The organism is Roseomonas sp. OT10 (assembly GCF_020991085.1).
GTDB classification, from domain to species: domain Bacteria; phylum Pseudomonadota; class Alphaproteobacteria; order Acetobacterales; family Acetobacteraceae; genus Roseomonas; species Roseomonas cutis.
Genome location: NZ_CP087719.1, coordinates 977,791 through 993,095, shown reverse-complemented (window position 1 = coordinate 993,095; position 15,305 = coordinate 977,791). Strand labels below are relative to the sequence as shown.

13 protein-coding genes and 1 pseudogene are annotated in these 15,305 nt (G+C 73.1%); 3 read left to right on the top strand and 11 right to left on the bottom strand.

The annotated features are described in order from the left end of the window. Positions 1 to 102 precede the first annotated feature (102 nt). The 3 genes from LPC08_RS04585 to LPC08_RS04575 are packed head-to-tail and all read left to right on the top strand — an operon-like array spanning position 103 to position 2,910. Positions 103 to 942: a chorismate mutase gene (locus LPC08_RS04585; RefSeq protein WP_230451558.1), complete on the top strand. Its 840-nt coding sequence runs from the start codon at positions 103 to 105 to the stop codon at positions 940 to 942. Further along, positions 939 to 2,030, top strand: coding sequence for a histidinol-phosphate transaminase (gene hisC, locus LPC08_RS04580; RefSeq protein ID WP_230451557.1), 1,092 nt, complete (start codon positions 939 to 941; stop codon positions 2,028 to 2,030). Before LPC08_RS04585 ends, hisC begins: the two co-directional genes overlap by 4 nt. Further along, complete coding sequence (locus LPC08_RS04575) at positions 2,023 to 2,910, top strand: prephenate/arogenate dehydrogenase family protein (RefSeq protein ID WP_230451556.1); 888 nt, start codon at positions 2,023 to 2,025, stop codon at positions 2,908 to 2,910. The genes hisC and LPC08_RS04575 overlap by 8 nt, the downstream gene beginning before the upstream one ends. A gap of 343 nt (positions 2,911 to 3,253) precedes the next feature. On the opposite strand, the gene LPC08_RS04570 is transcribed toward LPC08_RS04575, so the two are convergent. The 11 genes and pseudogenes from LPC08_RS04570 to LPC08_RS04520 form a co-directional block, all read right to left on the bottom strand. Continuing rightward, positions 3,254 to 3,652, bottom strand: coding sequence for an acyl-CoA thioesterase (locus tag LPC08_RS04570; RefSeq protein WP_230451555.1), 399 nt, complete (start codon positions 3,650 to 3,652; stop codon positions 3,254 to 3,256). Continuing rightward, on the bottom strand, positions 3,649 to 4,059 hold the full coding sequence (rbfA, locus tag LPC08_RS04565; protein WP_230451554.1) for a 30S ribosome-binding factor RbfA: 411 nt from the start codon (positions 4,057 to 4,059) through the stop codon (positions 3,649 to 3,651). Before rbfA ends, LPC08_RS04570 begins: the two co-directional genes overlap by 4 nt. Then, on the bottom strand, positions 4,037 to 4,750 hold the full coding sequence (locus tag LPC08_RS04560; protein ID WP_230451553.1) for a DUF8453 domain-containing protein: 714 nt from the start codon (positions 4,748 to 4,750) through the stop codon (positions 4,037 to 4,039). Before LPC08_RS04560 ends, rbfA begins: the two co-directional genes overlap by 23 nt. 89 nt (positions 4,751 to 4,839) lie before the next feature. Continuing rightward, positions 4,840 to 8,034, bottom strand: coding sequence for a translation initiation factor IF-2 (gene infB, locus LPC08_RS04555; RefSeq protein ID WP_230451552.1), 3,195 nt, complete (start codon positions 8,032 to 8,034; stop codon positions 4,840 to 4,842). A gap of 28 nt (positions 8,035 to 8,062) precedes the next feature. Further along, positions 8,063 to 8,659: pseudogene (locus LPC08_RS04550) on the bottom strand (RNA-binding protein); the annotation flags it as partial. A gap of 55 nt (positions 8,660 to 8,714) precedes the next feature. Next, complete coding sequence (gene nusA / locus LPC08_RS04545) at positions 8,715 to 10,322, bottom strand: transcription termination factor NusA (RefSeq protein ID WP_230451551.1); 1,608 nt, start codon at positions 10,320 to 10,322, stop codon at positions 8,715 to 8,717. Positions 10,323 to 10,327: 5 nt separating this feature from the next. After that, a complete protein-coding gene (gene rimP, locus LPC08_RS04540) occupies positions 10,328 to 10,948 on the bottom strand; it encodes a ribosome maturation factor RimP (protein WP_370643295.1) in 621 nt (206 codons plus the stop codon). Positions 10,949 to 11,096: 148 nt separating this feature from the next. Further along, the gene (gene trmB, locus LPC08_RS04535) at positions 11,097 to 11,843 is read right to left on the bottom strand and encodes a tRNA (guanine(46)-N(7))-methyltransferase TrmB (protein WP_230451550.1); all 747 of its coding nucleotides are present in this window, start codon (positions 11,841 to 11,843) and stop codon (positions 11,097 to 11,099) included. Position 11,844: 1 nt separating this feature from the next. Beyond that, entirely contained in the window at positions 11,845 to 13,032 is a 1,188-nt protein-coding gene (gene metK, locus LPC08_RS04530) for a methionine adenosyltransferase (protein WP_230451549.1), read from the bottom strand. A gap of 315 nt (positions 13,033 to 13,347) precedes the next feature. Continuing rightward, positions 13,348 to 14,127: a heme ABC transporter ATP-binding protein gene (locus LPC08_RS04525; RefSeq protein WP_230451548.1), complete on the bottom strand. Its 780-nt coding sequence runs from the start codon at positions 14,125 to 14,127 to the stop codon at positions 13,348 to 13,350. Then, on the bottom strand, positions 14,124 to 15,179 hold the full coding sequence (locus LPC08_RS04520) for a FecCD family ABC transporter permease (RefSeq protein WP_230451547.1): 1,056 nt from the start codon (positions 15,177 to 15,179) through the stop codon (positions 14,124 to 14,126). The genes LPC08_RS04525 and LPC08_RS04520 overlap by 4 nt, the downstream gene beginning before the upstream one ends. Between the last annotated feature and the right edge of the window lie 126 nt (positions 15,180 to 15,305).

Genomic DNA, 15,305 nt, shown 5'->3' with positions numbered 1-15,305 from the left:
ACCGCCCCGATGCGCCGGGCCCCCTGCGCGGCGGGACGCGCGCGCCGCCGGACGCCTCACCTTGGCGCGAGGCGCGGCGGGTTCTATGGGAACCGTTCCATCATGCCAGACCAGCCCCTCCCCGCCCCGGCTCCCCCCGACCTGGCCACGCTGCGCGCCGGGATCGATGCGATCGATGACGGCCTGCACGACCTGCTGATACGCCGCGCCGCCATTACCGGCCGGCTCGCGGCGGAGCGCATCAAGGGCCAGGGCGGCAGCTTCCGGCCGGGACGGGAGGCGGCGATCTTCCGCCGGCTGCTGGCGCGGCATTCGGGCGGCCTGCCCCCGGCGGCGCTGCTGCGCATCTGGCGGGAGATCATCGCCTCCTCCCTGGCGCAGCAGGGGAACTTCAGCGTGGCGGTGCTGGCGCCGCAGCCGGACAGCCCGGCCCTGGACCTCGCGCGCGGGCATTTCGGCTTCAACACCCCCTGGCGCGCCCATCCCACCCCGGCCCGGGCGCTGGCGGCCGTCTCCTCGGGCGAGGCCACCGTGGCCGTGCTGCCTGCCCCGGAGGAGGGCGAGGCGCCCGGCACCGCCTGGTGGCCCCGGCTGGAGGCGCCCCGGCTGCAGGTGGTCGCCGCCCTGCCCTTCCTGCTGCCGGCCGGCGGGCGCGGGCCGAAGGCCCTGGTGGTCGCCGCCTCCGCCGCCGACCCGACCGGCCGGGACCGCTCGCTGCTGCGGCTGGAGCATGCGCCGGAGCAGTCGCGCGATGCCCTGGCCGGCGCGCTGGCCGCCGCCGGGCTACCGCCGCTGCGCCTGATCCTCCACCGCGACGCCGCCCCCGGCCCGCGTCACGCCCTGGCCGAGGTGGCCGGGCTGCTGGCCGCCGACGACCCCCGCCTCCCCCCCCTGCGCGCCGACCTGCTGGGCGCCTTCGCCGAGCCGGAGACCCTGCCATGAACGCCCTCATGCCACGCCCCTCGATCCTGGCGGTCGAGCCCTATGTCGGCGGCGAGTCGAAGCTTCCCGGCGTGAACCGGATCATCAAGCTCTCCTCCAACGAGGGCGCCTTCGGGCCGCCGCCCTCGGCCATCGAGGCGATCCGGCGGATGGCGACCGAGGCGCACCGCTACCCCGACGGCGGCGCCACCGCGCTGCGCCAGGCGATCGGGGCGCGCTTCGGGCTGGACCCGGCGCGAATCGTCTGCGGCAACGGCTCGGACGAGCTGATCGCCCTCCTCATCCTCGCCTATGGCGGCGAGGGGACGGAGCTGGTCATGTCCGCCTACGGCTTCTCCATGTACGAGCTGACCGGCACCTGGGCCGGCTGCCGCGTCATCAAGGTGCCGGAGCGCGACCTGACCGCCGACGTGGACGCGATGCTCGCCGCCTGCGGCCCGCGCACGAAGCTGGTCTTCCTGGCCAACCCCAACAACCCGACCGGCTCGATCCTGCCGCAGTCGGAGGTGGAGCGGCTGCGCGCCGGCCTGCGCGAGGACATCCTGCTGGTGCTCGACAGCGCCTATGCCGAATACGTCACCCAGCCGGGCTACGACCCGGGCGTGGGGCTGGTGGATTCGACGCCCAACACGGTGATGACCCGGACCTTCTCCAAGATCTACGGGCTGGGCGGGATGCGCCTCGGCTGGGCCTATGCCCCGCCCGCGGTGATCGACGTGCTGGGCCGGGTGCGCGGGCCGTTCAACGTGAACGCCGCCGCCATGGCCGCCGGCATTGCCGCCCTGGCCGAGCCCGGCTGGATCGAGAAGAGCGTCGCCCACAACACCGAGTGGCGCGGCAAGGTCGCGGAGGCGCTCACCGCCGCCGGGCTGGAGGTGCGCCCCAGCGAGGGCAACTTCCTCCTCGTCGGCTTCGGCTCGGCCGAGCGGGCGAAGCGCGCCGATGCCGCCCTGCGCCAGCGCGGGCTGATCGTGCGCGCCATGGGCTCCTACGGCCTGCCCGCCTACCTGCGCGTCACCATCGGCACGGCCGAGGAATGCGGCCTCGTCACGGAGGCGCTGACGGCGTTCGCGCGCACCGATGGCTGAGGCCCTGTTCGAGCGCCTGTGCCTGATCGGCCCCGGGCTGATCGGCTCCTCCATCGCGCGGCTGGCGAAGGAGCGCGGCGACATCGCCCGCACCCTGGTCGTCACCGCCAAGACGGAGCGCACCCTGGAGCGCGTGCGCGAGCTGGGCTTCGCCGACGTGGTGGAGGCCGACGCCGCCCGGGCGGTGGAAGGCTGCGACGGGGTGATCCTCTGCGTGCCGGTCGGCGCCTATCGCGAGGTGATGGTGCGGATCGCGCCCCACCTGGCGCCGGGCTGCGTCCTGTCCGATGTCGGCAGCACCAAGGGCAGCGTGCTGCGCGACCTGCTGCCGCTGCTGCCGGCGGGGGTCCACCTGGTGCCGGCGCATCCCATGGCCGGGACGGAGTATTCCGGACCCGATGCGGGCTTCAGCACCCTGTTCCAGGGGCGCTGGTGCATCCTGACCCCGCCCCCCGGCACCGACCCGGATGCGATCGAGAAGGTGTCCGAGCTGTGGCGCCGCGCCGGCTCGCAGCTCGAACGGATGGATGCGGCGACCCACGACAGGGTGGTGGCGATCGTCAGCCATCTGCCCCACCTGATCGCCTTCACCATCTGCTCCACCGCCGACGACCTGGCGCAGGAGACCCCGGAGGGCGTCTTCCGCTTCGCCGCCAGCGGCTTCCGCGACTTCACCCGCATCGCCGCCAGCGACGTGGCGATGTGGCGCGACGTCTTCCTGAACAACCGCGAGGCCCTGCTGGAGATGCTGGCCCGCTTCACCGAGGACGCCGCCGCCCTGGGCCGCGCGGTGCGCCGCGGCGAGGTGGAGTTCATCGAGGACCGCATCGAACGCGGGCGGAAGATCCGCCGCTCGCTGATCGAGATGAAGCAGGCCTGACGGGGCACGCCCGTTCCCCGGGGGAGGCGCCGCCTCCCCCGATACCCCCTCCGCCGGGGGCGAGCCGGCCCCCGGACCCCGGCGGGAGTCTGGCGCTGCGTGGCAGGGGATCGGCCTGCGGGTTGAACCCTGATGTCGACGGCGAGATGACCGGCCCCGTAAGACACCAGCGAGGGCGGAGGCCGGTCCCGCCGAGGAGCCAAGCTCCTCGGCGCCTCGACCCCGTGTCTGGCTGTCCCGCGGCAGCGCCGATCGGGTCCAGGGCCCCCAAAGGGGATCAGCGGGTCCTGGCGGAGTGGGGGCATCGGGGGCGAGGCAGAGCCTTGCCCCCGGGCCACGGGCGCTACGCCGCCGGCACGGTCCGCGGGCGCCCGGTCGAATCCAGGGCGACGAAGGTGAAGACCGCCTGGGTCACGCGGTTGCTGTCGTCGCTGTGTCGTTCGCGGCGCCAGGCTTCGACGCGGATGCGGAGGGAGGTGCGGCCGACCTTCAGGATTTCGGCATAGAGGCTGACCTCGTCGCCCACCTTCACCGGGGAGTGGAAGGTGATCGCTTCCACGGCCACGGTGGCGCAGCGGCCGCGGGCGCGGCGGGCGGCGGCGTTGCCGGCGGCCAGGTCCATCTGCGCCATCAGCCAGCCGCCGAAGATGTCGCCGGACGGGTTGGTGTCCGTCGGCATGGCGATGGTGCGGATCAGCGGCGCCTCATCGGGGAGGCTGGGTTCCTCCTCCGGCTGGCTCATTCCTCGTCGTCCGCGCGCGGGCCGGCCAGGTCGCGGGCCACCTCCGGCCGGCGCATCAGGGCATCGATGTGCATGGCGTGGTCCAGGGCGGTGTCCGCCTGGAAGTGCAGCTCCGGCGCCGCGCGCAGGCGGACGGCACGGGCGACCTGCGTCCGCAGCTCCGGCTGGCTGCGCTTCAGCGCATCCAGCAGGGCCTTGTCCGCGGTGCGGCCGAGGCGCGAGACGAAGACCGTCATGTGCTTCAGGTCGGGCGAGGCGCGGACCTCGGTGACGGTCACGCGCGCCTCGGCCAGCTCCATGTCGCGCAGGTCGCCGCGGGCCAGGACGGCGGCCAGGGCGTGGCGGACCTCCTCGGCGACGCGAAGCTGGCGCTGGGAGGGTGCGTTAGTCGGTGCTCTTTTGCTCATCTTTGCCCTCTCCTTCCTCTAAAGACTGTTCGGCAGAAGCCTGTTCACTCCATATACGTTCCATTTCTGCTCGCTCGAAATTTCTGTCTTGACGCGTATGAATATCAACATTGAGCCGAGACGAGCCAGACCAACTTCTCATTGTTTCGAATATTTTTTCCAGCGCATCGGCCGCCTTGAAGTCAGGATACCTGGACAATCGGTGCGGCCCAAACCAACCAGAAATTTTCTGTTCGATCTCCAAAGTATGATTTCCAAATGAATCTTGATAAGTTGCTCGTGCTCGAACGATTTTCGCTTTTGCCTCGTCTCCAAAAAATGGCCCAAGGAATATGGCGGTCTGCGACCCGGGAAGCAGCGTAGTAATAGATCTATTTACAGGACCAGTACCACGTCTTCTTTCGCTTAAACTGTCCTCGCCAATCTGCACGATAAGGTTTTTTGCAGCAGCTTTACCAGTGTTTGCAATAACAAGTTCAAAAATATTTCCGCCTCTTGGATGAGGTTCGATCGCAAGTTGAACATCAGCTCGCTCATTGACTTGACGCGTCAGCCTAGTCTCTTCAGCGAGAGTTTTCGTCAAAATAACCAGACGCCAAGTAAACCAAGCTAACGCCAAGCTTGTAGCGCCGGATAACAGTGCAGCCAAAGCGGCTACTGAAGCGGACATTTCTGCGGACCAAGGCCACATCGCTTACTTCTTTACTTTTTGTTCTACAAATAAAATAGGCTCCCACGGCATAACCATGGGAGCCTATTTCTATTCAAATTCTAGAAAGATCAGTCGGCCGCGACGGTCTCCGTCTCGTAGCACTCGATCTGGTCGTCGACGCGGATGTCGTTGTAGTTCGCGAAGGACATGCCGCACTCGTAGCCGTTCGACACTTCCTTCACGTCATCCTTGAAGCGGCGCAGCGTGGCCAGGGTGCCCTGATGGATCACCACGCCGTCGCGCAGCAGGCGGACGCCCGCGCCGCGCTTCACCACGCCCTCGGTCACGCGGCAGCCGGCGATGTTGCCGAGGCGCTTGACCTCGAAGACCTGCAGGATCTGCGCGTAGCCCAGGAACTTCTCGCGCTGGATCGGGGCGAGCTTGCCCTTGACCAGCTTCTCGATGTCGTCGGCCACCTCGTAGATGATCGAGTAGTAGCGGATCTCCACGCCCTCGCGCTGCGCCAGCTCGCGGGCCTGGGTCGTGGCACGGACGTTGAAGGCCACCACCACGGCGTCGGACGCCTTGGCGAGCTGGATGTCCGTCTCGGTGATCTGGCCCACGCCGCTGTGCAGCAGGCGGACCCGGACCTCGTCGCGCGACAGCTTGGCCAGGGTGACGCCGAGCGCCTCGGCCGAGCCCTGCACGTCCGCCTTGACGACGACCGCCACCTCCTTCTGCTCGCCCGCCTGGATGCGGGCCAGCATCTCGTTCAGCGTGCCGCGCGCCGCACCCAGCGCCGCCGCCTGCTTCTCGCGCAGCTTGCGCTGGCGGAACTCGGAGATCTCGCGCGCCCGGCCCTCATCCTCGACCGCGACGAAGTTCTCGCCGGCCGAGGGGACGCCCGAGAGGCCCAGGATCTCCACCGGCAGGGAGGGCGGCGCCTCCTTGGCGTTGCGGCCCTTGTCGTCGACCAGGGCGCGGACGCGGCCCCACTCGGTGCCGGCCACGACGATGTCGCCCTGGCGCAGCGTGCCCTTCTGGACCAGGACCGTGGCCACCGGGCCGCGTCCCTTGTCCAGCTTGGACTCGATCACCGTGCCCTCGCCGGCGCGGTCGGGGTTGGCGCGCAGGTCCAGCACCTCGGCCTGCAGGGAGATCGCCTCCAGCAGCTTGTCGAGGTTGGTGCCCTTGAGCGCGGAGACCTCGACCTCCTGCGTCTCGCCGCCGAGCGATTCCACCACGATCTCGTGCTGCAGCAGCTCCTGCCGCACGCGGTCGGGGTTGACCCCCGGCTTGTCGATCTTGTTCACCGCCACGATCAGCGGGACGTTCGCCGCCTTGGCGTGGCGGATCGCCTCGACCGTCTGGGGCATCACGCCGTCATCGGCCGCGACCACCAGCACCACCATGTCCGTCACCGACGCGCCGCGGGCGCGCATGGCGGTGAAGGCCTCGTGGCCCGGCGTGTCGATGAAGGTGACCTTCGTCCCGTCCGGCACCTCGATCTGGTAGGCGCCGATGTGCTGGGTGATGCCGCCCGCCTCGCGCGCCGCCACGTCCGTCTTGCGGAGCGCGTCGAGCAGCGAGGTCTTGCCGTGGTCGACATGGCCCATGATGGTCACGACCGGCGGACGCGGCAGCAGCTCCTCGTCCTGGTCCAGCGCGCCTTCCAGGCCCAGCTCCACATCCGACTCGGAGACGCGGCGGGCGCGGTGGCCGAACTCGGTCACCACCAGCTCCGCCGTGTCGGCGTCGATGGACTGGGTCAGCGTCGCCATCACGCCCATGCGGAACAGCGCCTTCACCACCTCGCCGCCACGGGCGGCCATGCGGTTCGCCAGCTCCTGCACGGTGATGACGTCGGGGATGACGACGTCGCGGACGACCTTCACCCCATCCGAGCGCAGGCGCGCCAGCTCCGCCTGCCGCCGCTCGCGCTCGCGGGCGCGGCGGACGGAGGCGAGGGAGCGGGACCGGTCGTCCTCGCCCTCGATCGCCGCCTGGACGTCGATGCGGCCCTCGCGGCGCTTGTCGGCGCCGACCGGGGGCTTGCGCGGCGCGGTGGGCGTCGGCCGGCGCGCGGACGGCGCGGCGGGCGGGCCCAGCCGGCGCGGCGTGCGACGATCGGGATCCTCCGTCGCCTCGGCGGGACGTGGCGTCAGGGAGAGGCGCGCGGCAGGGCCGCCGGCTCCGCCACCCGGGCCACGCGCGCCATAGCCGCCGCCGGCTCCGCCACCCGGACCACCCGGGCCGCGGGCGCCATAGCCGCCACCGGCACCGCCGCCGGGGCCGCGGGCACCATAGCCACCACCGGCGCCGCCACCCGGACCACCCGGGCCGCGAGCACCGTAGCCACCGCCCCCGCCGCCGGGACCACCCGGACCGCGGGCGCCATAGCCGCCGCCGGAGCCACCACCGGGACCGCGGGCGCCATAGCCGCCGCCGGCACCACCGCCCGGGCCACCCGGGCCGCGCGGGGCGTAACCGCCGCCGGGACCGCCCGGGGCGCGGGCGCCATAGCCGCCGCCGGCGGGACGCGGGGCATAGCCGCCCGGTCCGCGCGGCGGGCCGCCGGCATCGCGGTCGCGGCCGTAGTCGCGCGGGCCGCGGTCGTCACGGACCGGGCGATCCTCGCGTACGGATTCGTCGCGCTGGGGCGCGCGGGCCTGCATCGGCGCGGGCGGCGGCGCGGCCGGGCGCGCCGGAGGCGCTGCGGGAGGCTCGGGCGCCGCCTCGGGGGCGGCCGGGCGGGCCGCGGCGGCAGCGGCCGCAGCCGCCGCGGCACGGCGCGACTCCTCCTCGGCGGCGGCACGGCGCGCGGCGTCCTCGGCCGCCTGGCGGCGGGCCTCCTCGGCCTGGCGCGCCTCGTCCTCGGCCCGGCGGGCCGCTTCCTCGGCGGCGGAACGCAGCATGAGCGCCTGGCGCTCGCGCTCCTCGCGCTGGCGCTGCAGCTCGTTGCGGCGCTGCTCCTCCAGCACGCGCTGGCGGTTGGCCTGCTCCGCCTGGGTCAGCGGGCGCCCGGCCTGCGGCGCGGGGCCACGCGCGGCGGGGCCACCGGCCCGGCCACCCGGACCCGCGGCGCGGCCGCCGGAACCGCCCCCGGTCGGGCCGGCGGCCGCGGGGCGTGCCCCGCCGGCCGCGGCACCCGGGGCCGGGTTCCGCTTCTTCACCACCTCGACCTGCACGGTCTTGCTGCGGCCATGGCTGAAGGACTGGCGGACGCTGCCCGCGTCCACCGTCTTGCTGCCAAGCTCCATCCGCCCGCCAGGCCGCAGGCTCAGCCGGCCCTTGGCCGCATCCTGGTCGTTCTGGTCGCTCATCCGCCCGCCGCCTGAACCCGAATTCTCGTCAGCCACCCATTCTCTCCACGGCACCGGAGGGGCCGCGTGGAAGGAAACCTTCCAGCCGCACCGCCTCCCGCGCGATCTCCTGGGCCAGACGGCCCTGCGCCACCACGACGTGAACCGCGTGGTCGCGCCCGAAAACACCCCCCAGCTCCGCCGCCGTCAGCACGGCGACCACCGGGACTTCCCGCCCTCCGACGAGTCGCGCCCGCTCGGCGGCGCTGCCATCGGAAGCCTGCAGGACCAGCCCGGCGCGGCCGGCCTGCAACCACTCGCGAGCCTGCTGGAAGCCGCTCACCGCCTGCCCGGCGCGCCGCGCAAAACCGGCCAGGTCGCGGATGCGATGCCGCAAGCCGTCCTCGATCCGCGCGCTCAGGTCGGGGGGTGGGTGCACCGGTCCGCGGGCCGCCTTCGCGAAGGCACCGCGTTTGAGCGCGGCTTCTAGCACATCGGACCGGGCGCTCAACCACATTCCCCGGCCGGGCAGCCTCCCGCCCAGGTCGGGGACCAGCTCGCGGGCCGGTCCCAGCACGAAGCGGATCATCCCCTCCTTGGGCAGGCTCTCCCGCGTCGCCACGCAGCGGCGCAGGGGGCCCTTGCCCTCGGGCTCCGGCTGGCCAAGCGGGCCCGCCGCATCCGCCCCGGGGCGCTGCTCGTCAGGCGCGGGCTGCGTCGTCCGCCTCCCCGCTCTCCGGGGCGCCCGGGGCCTGGCCCTCCGCCGCCGGGGCCGTGGCCTGGCCCGCCTCGCCGCCCTGACCCTCGAACCAGTGCTGACGCGCCGCCATGATGATGGCGTTCGCCGTCTCCTCGTCCACCGCGCCCTCGCCGAGCATCTCGACCAGCTCGTCGGAGGCGAGGTCGGCCAGGTCGTCCAGGGTCTTCACCCCCTTCTCGCCCAGCGCCACCAGCATGGCGGGGGTGAAGCCGCCGGCCTCGGCGACCGCGTCCTCCACGCCCATCTCGCGGCGCTTGGCGTCCAGCTCCTCGTCGCGGCGCTCCAGCCAGGCGAGGCCGCGGCGCTTCAGCTCCTGGGCCACGCTCTCGTCGAAGCCCTCGATGTTGGCGAGCTCCTCGTCCTCGGTCTCGATGATCTCCTCGATGGAGGAGAAGCCCTCGGCCACCAGCAGGCCGGCGATCACGTCGTCCACGTCCAGCGCCTCGACGAAGAGGCCGGTGCGCTTGCGGAAATCCTCCTGGCGCCGCTCGCTCTCCTCGCTCTCCGTCTGGATGTCGATGTCGAAGCGGGTGAGCTGGGAGGCGAGGCGCACGTTCTGGCCGCGCCGCCCGATGGCAAGGGAAAGCTGGTCATCGGGGACCACGACTTCAACCCGCCGCCCCTCGTCGTCCAGCACCACCTTGCTCACCTCGGCCGGGGCCAGGGCGTTCACCAGGAAGGTGGCGGGGTCGGAGGCCCAGGGGATGATGTCGATGCGCTCGCCCTGCAGCTCCGCCACCACCGCCTGCACGCGCGAGCCGCGCATGCCGACGCAGGCGCCGACCGGGTCGATGGAGCTGTCGCGGCTGATCACCGCCATCTTGGCGCGCGAGCCCGGGTCGCGGGCGACCGCCTTGATCTCGATGATGCCGTCGTAGATCTCCGGCACCTCCTGGGCGAAGAGCTTGGCCAGGAAGCCGGGATGGGTGCGGGAGAGGAAGATCTGCGGCCCGCGGGCCTCCTCGCGCACGTCGTAGATATAGGCGCGGACCCGGTCGCCGTTGCGGAAGGCCTCGCGCGGGATGGTCTCGTCGCGGCGCAGCAGCGCCTCCGCCCGGCCGAGATCCACCATCAGGTTGCCGTACTCGGTGCGCTTGACGACGCCGTTGATGACCTCGCCGACGCGGTCCTTGTACTCGTCGAACTGCTTCTTGCGCTCGACCTCGCGCACCCGCTGCACGATCACCTGCTTGGCGGTCTGGGCGGCGATGCGGCCGAAGTCGATCGGCGGCAGGGGGTCGACGATGTACTCGCCGGCGGAGATGCCGGGGCGGAACTTCAGCGCGATCCGCAGCGGGATCTGCGTCTCCTCGTTCTCGACCGAATCGGCGTCCACCACCTCGGTCCAGCGGGAGAGCTTCACCTCGCCGGAGCGGCGGTCGATGGTGGCGCGGATGTCCTTCTCGGCGCCGTACTTGGCGCGGCCGGCCTTCTGGATGGCCTGCTCCATGGCCTCCAGCACCTCGTCGCGCTCGATCATCTTCTCGCGCGCGACGGCGTCGGCCACCTGCAGCAGTTCCGGGCGAAGGACGGAGGCGTCCAGGGCCATCGTCTTCAGTTCCTCTTGCTAGGGCCCTTGGGGCCCTTGTTCTTCGGGGGCGGCTTCCCGGGCCGGGGGGCCGGGGCATCGGCGCCGTCCTCCTCCTCCGCCGCAGGCACCGCGGTCGCGGCGATCAGCTCGTCGGTCAGCACCAGCTTGGCGCGGCGGATGACATCGCGCGCCAGCTCGGCATCGCTGCCGTCGTCCAGGCGCAGCCGCACCCGCTCGTCGTCGCCGGACAGGATGATGCCCCGGAACCGGCGGCGGCCGTCCTGCGGCACCAGCAGTTCCACGGTGGCGACGTGGCCGGCGAAGCGGACCCAGTCCTTGGTGCGGGTGAGCGGCCGGTCGATCCCCGCCGAGGAGACCTCCAGGTTCCACTCGCCGGAGAAGGGGTCCTCGACGTCCAGCACCGCACCCAGCGCGTGGCTGATCGCCTCGCAATCCTCCACGCCGATCATCGTGCCGTCCGCCCGGTCGGCCATCACCTGCACGGTGGGCGTGCGGGTGCCGCTGACCTGCACGCGCACCAGCTCGTAGCCCATGCCGGTCAGGGTCGGGGTGATGGTCCGCGCAAGACGGGCCTCGAGCCCCTCATGGAGGTTGGATTCGTCGGCAGCGTCAGGCTTCGGCAACAAAAAAAGGCGGCCCGCGAAGGCCACCCCCCTGGTACAGGCGGATTGTCAACGGGGTGGATGTAGTCCCCCCCGCCGCCCGGGGCAAGGGGAATCCGGACGCCCCTCCCCCACCGGGCCGCGGCCGGGGACCACCGCCCCGGCGGGATCAGCGCCGGCGGAAGCTCCAGTAGCGCGGGGTGCGGCCCTCGCGGTGGGCCTTGGCCTCGTAACGGGTGGGGAAGCCGTCGGCGGGGCGTTGCAGCGAATCCGAGACGGGCTCGAACAGCGCCTGGGCGCCCATCACCTCCTCGACCCAGCCCTGGTAGACGAGGTGGTCGCTGGCGATCCGCCATTCCCCGCCGGGGCGCAGGGCGCGGGCGACCAGCGGCAGGGTGGCCGGGTGCACGAAGCGCCGCTTGGCATGGCGCGCCTTCGGCCAGGGGTCGGGAAACATCAGGTAGAGCCGGTCCAGCGCCCCCTCCGGCAACGCCGCCAGCAGGTGCCGCGCGTCCCGGGTCCAGAGCCGCAGGTTGGGCAGGCCGGGCGCGGTGGCCTCCTCGCCCTCCGGCAACAGGCGGGAGAGGAGGGAGCAGATGCCGTTCTCGAAGACCTCGGCGGCGATCAGCCCGACGCCCGGGTTGGCGCGGGCCAGGGCCTCGGCATGCTCGCCGCCGCCGAAGCCGATCTCCAGCCACAGCGCCGCCGGCCGGGTCGCGAAGGCGGCGGCCGGATCGTCCAGCCGCGCCGGGTCCAGCGACAGGCGCGGCGCCCCCGCCTCCAGCAGCCGCTGCTGCCGGACGCGGAGGGGATGGCCCCGGCGCCGGCCGTAGAGCCGGTCCGGGACCGCGGGGGGGCCGCCCTCCGGCGCGCCGGGCGCCGGGGGGTGCGCCCCGGGCTCGGCGTCCGGGGTCACGTCAGCGGCCGAAGGCGCGCTTCAGCTCGGCGGCCAGGTCCGTCCGCTCCCAGGTGAAGGTGCCCTTCTCCTCGTCCGGGGTGCGGCCGAAATGGCCATAGGCCGAGGTGGGGACGTAGATCGCCCGGTTGAGCTGCAGGTGCTCGCGGATGCCGCGCGGCGAGAGGTTGACCATCTCGTTCACCACGCGGGCCAGCTTGTCCTCGTCCACGTCGCGGCCCGTGCCGTGCAGGTCGAAATAGACCGAGAGCGGCTTGGACACGCCGATGGCGTAGGAGACCTGGATGGTGCAGCGGCTGGCCAGCCCGGCCGCGACCACGTTCTTCGCCAGGTAGCGGCAGGCATAGGCCGCCGAGCGGTCGACCTTGGTCGGATCCTTGCCCGAGAAGGCGCCGCCGCCGTGCGGGGCCGCGCCGCCATAGGTGTCGACGATGATCTTGCGCCCGGTCAGGCCGCAATCGCCGTCCGGCCCGCCGATGACGAAGGTGCCGGTCGGGTTGACGTAGAGCTCCTCCTCCGCGGGCATCCAGCCCCGGGGCAGGCTGCTCTCGATGATCGGCTGGACGATGGCGCGGACCTGCTCCTGGCTCAGCGCCTCCTCGTGCTGGGTGGAGAGCACGACGGAGGTGGCGCCGACCGGCTTGCCGTCCACGTAGCGCAGCGTGACCTGGGACTTCGCGTCCGGCAGCAGCCCGGCCACGGACTTGTCGTCATTGTGCCGCAGCTCGCTGATCCGGCGCAGGATCAGGTGCGCGTAGTAGAGCGGAGCGGGCATCAGCTCCGGCGTCTCGTCGCAGGCGAAGCCGAACATGATGCCCTGGTCGCCGGCGCCCTCGTCCTTGTTGCCGGCCGCGTCCACGCCCTGGGCGATATGGGCCGACTGGGCGTGCAGGTGGCATTCCACATGCGCGTTCTTCCAGGAGAAGCCCTCCTGGTCGTAGCCGATGTCGTGCACCGCCAGCCGCGCGAGGTGCATCAGGTATTCCGGCGTGACGCTGCCGGGGCCGCGGGTCTCGCCGGCCAGGATGATGCGGTTCGTCGTCACCATCGTCTCGCAGGCGACCCGGGCATAGGGGTCCTCCCGCAGGTAGGCGTCGAGGACCGTGTCGCTGATGCGGTCGGCGACCTTGTCCGGGTGGCCCTCGGAGACGGATTCCGAGGTGAAGAGATACTCGCCCTTGTCGCGCATGGCCTGGTTCGCCCTCTTGTCGCGTGGGTGGTGGGAAGCCGCCCGGGGACCCGGCAGGCCAGGGTGTTTCGCAGCGCCGCAACGAGGGGTCAACCTGGGCTGGCGCCGGCCCTGCCGTGCGTCCGCCGCCTGCGCCCGCCGCCCCCACCCCTGCGTCCGGAAGGCCCGGTGCCTGCCCCCTCCCCCGGGGCCCGTCCGGCTTCGCGCCGTCCGCCGGGAGCGGACGCACGCGGAGGCGTGGGCCGGCCCTGAAAGCAGCGTCCCGGGGCGGAACGCCGCCGTCCCGACCGGACCGCGCCTCGCCTCGCCTCGCCTCTAGCGGCCCAGCGCCCCCGAGTAGTCCGGCGCCAGGCTGCCATCCGCCTGCCGCCGGAAGCCCAGCCCGTAGACGGCATGCAGCCGCTCCGGCTCCAGCACCTCCGCCACGGGGCCGCAGGCGACGGCGCGGCCGTCATGCAGCACCAGCACCCGGTCGGCGCAGGCGGCCGTCTCCTGCAGGTCGTGCAGGACCACCAGCACCGCCATCCCCTCCCCCGCCAGTCCGCGCAGGGTCCGCAGCAGCGCGGCGCGGTGGCGCACGTCCAGGCTGGCGGTCGGCTCGTCCAGCAGCAGCGCCGCCGGGCGCGCCGCGCCGTCCAGCTGTGCCAGGGCGCGGGCGAGCTGGACCCGCTGCCGCTCGCCGCCCGACAGGGTGGCATAGATGCGCCGCGCCAGGTCCGAGACCCCGGCCCGCTCCAGCGCGTCCCGCACCGCCGCCGCGTCGCGGGCCGATGGCGGCAGCCCCTGCCAGGGCATGCGCCCCAGCGCCACCACCTCCTCCGCCGCCATGTCGAAGGCCAGCGCCGCCTGCTGCCCCATCACCGCCCGGCACCGCGCCAGGTCGCCCGCCGTCCAGTCGCGCAGGGCACGGCCCTGCAGGGCGACCCGGCCGGCCGCCGGGCGCAGGTCGCCGGCCAGGACGTGCAGCAGGGTGGACTTCCCGGCGCCGTTGGGGCCGACCACCGCCAGCACCTCGCCCGGCCGCATCGTCACCGAGACGCCGTCGAGCAGCCGCCGCCCATCCGCCTCCAGCACGATGCCCTCGGCCGCGATCACGGGCCCACCCGCCGGTGCCGCAGCAGCCAGAGGAAGAACGGCGCCCCCACCAGCCCGGTGATGACGCCGATCGGCAGCTCGGACGGGGCGACCAGGCTGCGCGCCACCAGGTCGGCCGCCACCAGCAGCGCCGCCCCCAGCAGCGCCGCGCAGGGCAGCACCACCCGGTGGTCCGGCCCCACCGTCATCCGCACCAGATGCGGCACCACCAGCCCGACGAAGCCGATCATCCCGCTGAACGCCACCGCCGCCGCGACCGCCAGCGCCGCCAGCAGGATCGCGGCGCGCTTGGCCCGCTCCACCGACACGCCGAGGTGGAAGGCCTCGCGCTCGCCCAGCATCAGCGCGTTCAGCGGCCGGGCCAGGCCCAGCATCCCCAGGCAGGGCCCCAGCACCAGCACCAGCAGCACCGGCACCTGCGGCCAGCGCGCCCCGGCCAGGCTGCCCAGCATCCAGAAGTTGATGTCCCGCGCCTGCCGGTCGTCGGCGATGGCGATGAACAGCCCCAGCCCCGCGGCGCAGAGCGCGTTCACCCCGATCCCCGCCAGCAGCAGCGTGCCGACCCCCACCGCGCCGCCGCGCGTGGCCAGCCGCGCGATCAGCAGCGTGGCCGCCAGCCCGCCCAGGAAGGCCAGCCCCGGCAGCAGCCACAGGCCGAAGGCCCCGCCCGCCAGCCCGACCAGCCCATGCCCCAGCACGATGCCGCCCACGGCGAAGAGCGCGGCGCCGGAGGACACGCCGATCAGCGCCGGATCGGCCAGCGGATTGCGGAACAGCCCCTGCAGCACCGCCCCGGCGCAGCCCAGGCCCGCCCCGACCAGCGCGCCCACCACCGCCCGCGGGGCGCGCACCACGTTCAGGACCGCGGCGTCGCGCGCATGCTCCGCCGGCAAGGCCCCCAGCCCCAGCAGATCCCGCAGGACGGCGAGAAGCCCCGCCGCGGAGACATGCGCCGGGCCGAACAGCACCGCCGCCAGCAGCGAGGCCACCAGCAGCACGGCCGCGATCAGCGTCGCGCGGGCGCGGGGGGGTGTCAGGCGCGCGGCACTCATGGCCCGGGGGCGGCGGGCCGGGCGGGGACCCCGCCCGGCCCCGCCGCCCTGCGCCGGAGGGTCCGCGGCCCGGCGGAGCCTGCCCCGGGTGCAGGGCGGGCATCCCGCGCAGCCTGCGGCGTGCCG